This window comes from Mesorhizobium sp. M4B.F.Ca.ET.017.02.2.1, assembly GCF_003998955.1.
GTDB lineage: Bacteria > Pseudomonadota > Alphaproteobacteria > Rhizobiales > Rhizobiaceae > Mesorhizobium > Mesorhizobium abyssinicae.
This window is the reverse complement of sequence record NZ_RZOF01000395.1, coordinates 1-5,392: the sequence shown is the minus strand read 5'-3', so window position 1 is coordinate 5,392 and position 5,392 is coordinate 1. Positions and strand designations below refer to the sequence as shown.

The 5,392-nt window shown below is 64.8% G+C and carries 6 protein-coding genes; 4 read left to right on the top strand and 2 right to left on the bottom strand.

Annotated elements, in window-relative coordinates; translation table 11 throughout:
• Nucleotides 1-91: 91 nt before the first annotated feature.
• Nucleotides 92-961: a helix-turn-helix domain-containing protein gene (locus EN738_RS30175; RefSeq protein WP_127286814.1), complete on the bottom strand. Its 870-nt coding sequence runs from the start codon at nucleotides 959-961 to the stop codon at nucleotides 92-94.
• Between the two features lie 94 nt (nucleotides 962-1,055).
• On the opposite strand from EN738_RS30175, the gene EN738_RS30170 reads away from it, so the two are divergent.
• Nucleotides 1,056-2,600 carry a 4-hydroxyphenylacetate 3-hydroxylase N-terminal domain-containing protein gene (locus tag EN738_RS30170; RefSeq protein ID WP_127286815.1) on the top strand — a complete coding sequence of 515 codons (1,545 nt, stop codon included), beginning with the start codon at nucleotides 1,056-1,058 and terminating at the stop codon, nucleotides 2,598-2,600.
• Nucleotides 2,601-2,611: 11 nt separating this feature from the next.
• Nucleotides 2,612-3,121: a flavin reductase gene (locus tag EN738_RS30165; RefSeq protein ID WP_127286813.1), complete on the top strand. Its 510-nt coding sequence runs from the start codon at nucleotides 2,612-2,614 to the stop codon at nucleotides 3,119-3,121.
• A gap of 60 nt (nucleotides 3,122-3,181) precedes the next feature.
• Here EN738_RS30165 and hpaR read toward each other — a convergent pair whose 3' ends face one another.
• A complete protein-coding gene (hpaR, locus tag EN738_RS30160) occupies nucleotides 3,182-3,586 on the bottom strand; it encodes a homoprotocatechuate degradation operon regulator HpaR (RefSeq protein WP_245478510.1) in 405 nt (134 codons plus the stop codon).
• Nucleotides 3,587-3,798: 212 nt separating this feature from the next.
• Between hpaR and EN738_RS30155 the strand changes: the two genes are divergently transcribed.
• Entirely contained in the window at nucleotides 3,799-4,185 is a 387-nt protein-coding gene (locus EN738_RS30155) for a 5-carboxymethyl-2-hydroxymuconate Delta-isomerase (protein WP_127286811.1), read from the top strand.
• Between the two features lie 27 nt (nucleotides 4,186-4,212).
• The coding region (locus EN738_RS30150) for an aldehyde dehydrogenase family protein (protein ID WP_127286810.1) at nucleotides 4,213-5,392 on the top strand (1,180 nt) is incomplete at its 3' end.

Genomic DNA, 5,392 nt, shown 5'->3' with positions numbered 1-5,392 from the left:
GTAGTGAGTAGTGAGTAGTGAGTATGAGTAGTGAGTATGAGTAGAATTTCGGTTCGAACATTTGTTCAATCCTCGCTCCGTTTACTACCTACTACTCACTACTCACTCTTTGTCTCCGCCAAGCCGCCGGCGACACCCCAACCGCCTGTCGAAAGAAGCGAGAAAAGTAGGCCGGATCATTGAAGCCGGTCTCGTAGGCGATGTCCTCGACCGTCCGGATGGTGAAGAGCAGCAGGCGCTTGGCTTCGACCAGGCGCCGGTCGCCGATCGCCTCGCGCACGCCCGCGCCGAGCACCTGGCGCGCGGCCTTGTCGAGCAGGTGGCGGGTGGTGCCGAGTTCCTCGACATAGCGCTCCACCGGCCAGTCCTCGCGGAAGTGCTGGTCGATCAGCCGCCTGAGCCGCCCGCCGAGCGCCACCGCCGCCGGCACCGCGATGGCATGCGATTGCGCATCGAGGCGGGCGATGCCCGACAGCGCCACCGCGATCAGCGGCGGCAGGATTCTTTCGACACCGGGCAGCCTGTCGGCATATTCCGCCTGGATCATCCTGACCGTATTACCCAATCTCTCCCACAGCGCGCCCTCGCCGCGCCCCGTGACGAAAACCGGCTGGTCGAGCTGCAGCGCGGACTGCTCGCCGAGCACCGCGAGTGCGGCATCGGCGACCGAGACGACGATGGCATCGGTGCCTGGTTCGATGTCGAAGCCATGCACCACGCCGCTCGGCATGAAGCTCACGGTGGGAGCGGAAAAACTCCAGGTCTTGTCCTCGATCCGATAGGTGCCGCTGCCACCCGTCCAGAAGGTGATCTGCGCCATTTGCGGATGTTTGTGCGCCAGAACCTGGCCGCGATGCACGGAAGCGCGCGCCTGCACCGTCTCGACATGCAGGAAACCGACGTCGAGCGCCCGTGCCGGCTCGCCGTAGACGAAGAATTCGGGAATGGCGGTCTGGCTCATGGCGGCCCGAAAAAGTCCAAGTGATTTATCGCTTTCGTCCATAAACCATCGCGCGGCTTGCGGCTACTCTCCACCAATCAAAGGGAGGATCATGATGCGATCGGAAGATTTCCGGGCCGACACGAAACGGCCGTTCACAGGCGCCGAATATCTCGCGAGCCTGCGCGACGGGCGCGAGGTTTATATCAATGGCGAGCGGGTCGCCGATGTCACCAGCCATCCGGCGATGCGCAATTCGGCGCGTTCGCTGGCCCGGCTTTACGACGCCTTGCACGACCCCAACCGGCAGGCGGCGCTGACCGCGCCGACCGATACCGGCTCGGGCGGCTATACGCATAAATATTTCCGCGTCGCCCATTCCGCCGCCGACCTCGCCCAGCAGCAGACCGCGATCGCCGACTGGTCGCGCATGTCCTATGGCTGGATGGGGCGCACGCCCGATTACAAGGCGGCGCTGATGAACACGCTCGGCGCCAATGCCGAGTGGTACGGCCCGTTCAAGGACAATGCGCTGGCCTGGCACAAACGCGCCCAGGAAGCGGTCCTGTTCATGAACCACGCCATCGTCAATCCGCCGATCGACCGCCACAAGCCGGCCGAGGCCGTGAAGGACGTGTTCGTGCACATCACCAAGGAGAACGATGCCGGCATCTGGGTGTCGGGCGCCAAGGTGGTGGCGACGTCGTCGGCGCTGACCCACTACAATTTCCTGGCGCAAAGCTCGGCGACGGTCACCGAGGACCCGTCGCTGTCGGTGATGTTCATCGTGCCGATGAACGCGCCGGGCATAAAGATGTTCTGCCGCGTCTCCTACGAGCAGACCGCCAATACGGTCGGCCAGCCCTTCGACTATCCTTTGTCGTCGCGCTTCGACGAGAACGACGCGATCCTGGTGCTGGACAACGTCTTCATCCCCTGGGAGGACGTGCTGGTGCTGCGCGACGCGCAGAAGATCCTGTCCTTCCATCCGGCGTCGGGCTTCATGCACGGCTACTGCTTCCAGGGCTGCACGCGCTTCACCGTCAAGCTCGACTTCCTCTGCGGCCTGCTCGCCAAGGCCCTGCGCGCCACCGGCGGCGATGCCTTCCGCGGCAACCAGGCGGCGCTCGGCGAGGTGATCGCGCTGCGCCACATGTTCTGGAGCTTTTCCAACGCGATGGCGCACAATCCGATCCCGTGGGCCAGCGGCGCGGTGCTGCCCAATCTGGAAGCGGCGCTTTCCTACCGCACCTTCATGTCGGAGGCCTATCCGCGCGTCATCGACACGGTGCGCCGGGTGATCGCCTCGGGGCTGATCTACCTGCCGTCCTCGGCCAGGGATTTCGACAATCCGGAGATCGACCGCTACCTGGCGCAATATGTGCGCGGCTCCAACGACATGGGCCATGTCGAGCGCATCAAGATCATGAAGCTGTTGTGGGACGCAACCGGCACCGAATTCGGCGGCCGCCACGCGCTCTACGAGCTCAACTATGCCGGTGCGCCGGAAGAGGTGCGGCTGCAGGTGCTGAAGGGCGCCGAGCGCGGCGGCCGGCTGAAGCAGATGGAGGAGCTGGTCGACCAATGCATGGCCGACTATGACGAGAAAGGCTGGACCGGCGACACCTGGCTGCCGCCGCTCTCAGCTGCGGCGAGTTGAGGAGGCCGGCCATGGAGGCGCAGGTCTCGAGGCTGGAATTCCGTGACGCCATGGCGCGGGTCTGCGCGCCGGTCAACATCGTCACCACGGACGGCCCGGCGGGGCGCGGCGGATTCACCGCCACCGCCATGTGCAGCGTTTCGGACGATCCGCCGACGCTGCTGGTGTGCATGAACGAGCGCTCGGCGCAGACCGGCCTGTTCCTCGCCAACCAGCGCTTTTGCGTCAACGTTCTCACCCAGTCGCACATGCATCTGGCGGGAAAGTTCGCCGGCGCGATCCGCGACATGGCCGAGCGCTATCAAGCCGCGCGCTGGCAGACACTGCCGTCCGGCATGCCGGCGCTGCTCGACGCCATCGTCAGCTTCGATTGCGAGATCGGCGCGGTGAACAAGGTCGGCACGCACAATGTGATGTTCGGCCGCGTCGTCGACATCCGCCACGGCAGCGACGAGGCGGCGCTGCTCTATGTCGGCCGCAACTACATGCAGCCGAGCGCTGTCGGCAGTTTCGGAGGGTGAGGAGCGGCGGTGCCTTCCCTTCTCCCCTTGTTGTGGGAGAAGGGAAGTCCCGCGCGACCTTCACCCCTCCGTCGACTCCGACTGGATCAGGCCTTCCAGCATGTCGAGCAGGCGCTCGTGCTGTTCGGCGCCGTAGCGCTTCTCGATCGCGTCGTAGATGGCGATGCGCTCCGGCGCCAGGTCCTCGATCAGCGCAAGGCCGGCCGGGCTGATGGCGAGCAGCGCGCGGCGGCCGTCATCCTTGACCTTGTTGCGGGTGATGAATTCGCGCTCTTCCATCGCCTTGATGATGCGGGTCAGGCTGGGCGGCAGGATCGAGGCGCGGTTGGCGAGTTCGGTCGCTTCCAGCGGACCGGTCTCGGCAAGCACCCGCAGCACGCGCCATTGCTGCTCAGTGATGTCGTGGCGGGCAAGCATCGGCCGGAAATGCGCCATGATCACCTCGCGGGCGCGAAGCAGAGCCATCGGCAGGGAGCGACGAGTGCTCGGTGGTAGCAAAATCAGGTCTCCGAAAAATCCAATCCAGTACGAGTCGCGGTAAATATTAGCACCCCGATCGCAGCTATATCCGCGATTTTGCCGGGAGCGGCAATCCCGCCGCCGGGACACAGAGAACGACGCTTGACATTCGATCGTCAAGATGTAATTCACATGTTAATTAAAAGGTGGAGGAACCTTTGCCCCATATGGCGATCGAATATTCCGCGAATCTCGACGCGAAGGTCGACATGGGCGCGCTCTGCGAGCTGGTCTCGCGGACCATCCTCGAAACCGGCCTGTTCGAACAAGGTGCCGTCCGGGTGCGCGCCTTCCGCGCCGAGGCCTATGCGATCGCCGACCGCCTTCCCGAGAACGGCTTCATCGACATGAACTTCCGTATCGGCAAGGGCCGCAGCGCGGCGGAAAAGAAGAGCGCAGGCGAAGCGATCTTCGCGGCGGTGTCCGAGCATCTGGCGACGCTGTTCGCGACGCCGCATTTCGCGCTCTCCCTGGAAATCCGCGAAATCGACCCCGAACTCAGCTGGAAGAAGAACGCCATCCACCCGCGGCTGCGTGGCAAGTGACTGAGCGCGAGAGAACAGGAAAGACCCATGGCGGCACTGGACGACAATCTGCGCAAGGCCGAGGCCTACCTGGAACGCTTCAGGAAGCATGGCGTGCTCAACCAGATCGGCGGCGAGGCGGTGCCCTCCGCCGACGGTTCGACCTATGAAACGATCTCGCCGATCGACCTGAAGCCGATCGCCACGGTGGCGCGCGGCAAGCCCGCCGACATCGACCGTGCCGCCAAGGCGGCGAAGGCCGCCTTCAAGGAGTGGGCGGCGATATCGGGCGATGCCCGCAAGAAGCTGCTGCACAGGATCGCCGACGCCATCGTCGCGCGCGCCGAGGAGATCGCCTTCGTCGAATGCATGGACACCGGTCAGTCGCTGAAGTTCATGGCCAAGGCGGCGCTGCGTGGCGCGGAAAACTTCCGCTTCTATGGCGACCGTGCGCCGGAAGCCCGCGACGGCCAGACGATCCGCGCGCCGAACCAGGTCAACATGACGACGCGGGCGCCGATCGGCCCGGTTGGCGTGATCACGCCGTGGAACACGCCGTTCATGCTGTCGACCTGGAAGATCGCGCCGGCGCTGGCTGCCGGCTGCACCATCGTCCACAAGCCGGCGGAACTGTCGCCGCTGACGGCGCGCCTGCTGGTCGAGATCGCCGAGGAGGCCGGCCTGCCCAAGGGCGTGTGGAACCTCGTCAACGGCTTCGGCGAGGACGCCGGACGCGCGCTGACCGAGCACCCCGACATCAAGGCGATCGGCTTCGTCGGCGAAAGCCGCACCGGCTCGATGATCATGCGCCAAGGCGCTGAAACGCTGAAGCGCGTGCATTTCGAGCTTGGCGGCAAGAACCCGGTGATCGTCTTCGCCGACGCCGATCTCGAACGCGCCGCCGACGCCGCGGTCTTCATGATCTATTCGCTCAACGGCGAGCGCTGCACCTCATCGTCGCGCCTGCTGGTCGAGGAAGGCATCTACGACAAATTCACCGCGCTGGTCGCGGAGAAAGCAAAACGCATCAGGGTCGGCCATCCGCTCGACCCCGAAACGGTAGTCGGTCCGCTGATCCATCCGGTGCATGAGGAAAAGGTTCTGTCCTACATAGAGATCGGCAAGTCGGAAGGCGCGGTCGTCGCCGCCGGCGGCGGCAAGTTCGACGGCCCGGGCGGCGGCTGCTATGTCAGCCCGACGCTGTTTGTCGGCGCCACCAACACAATGC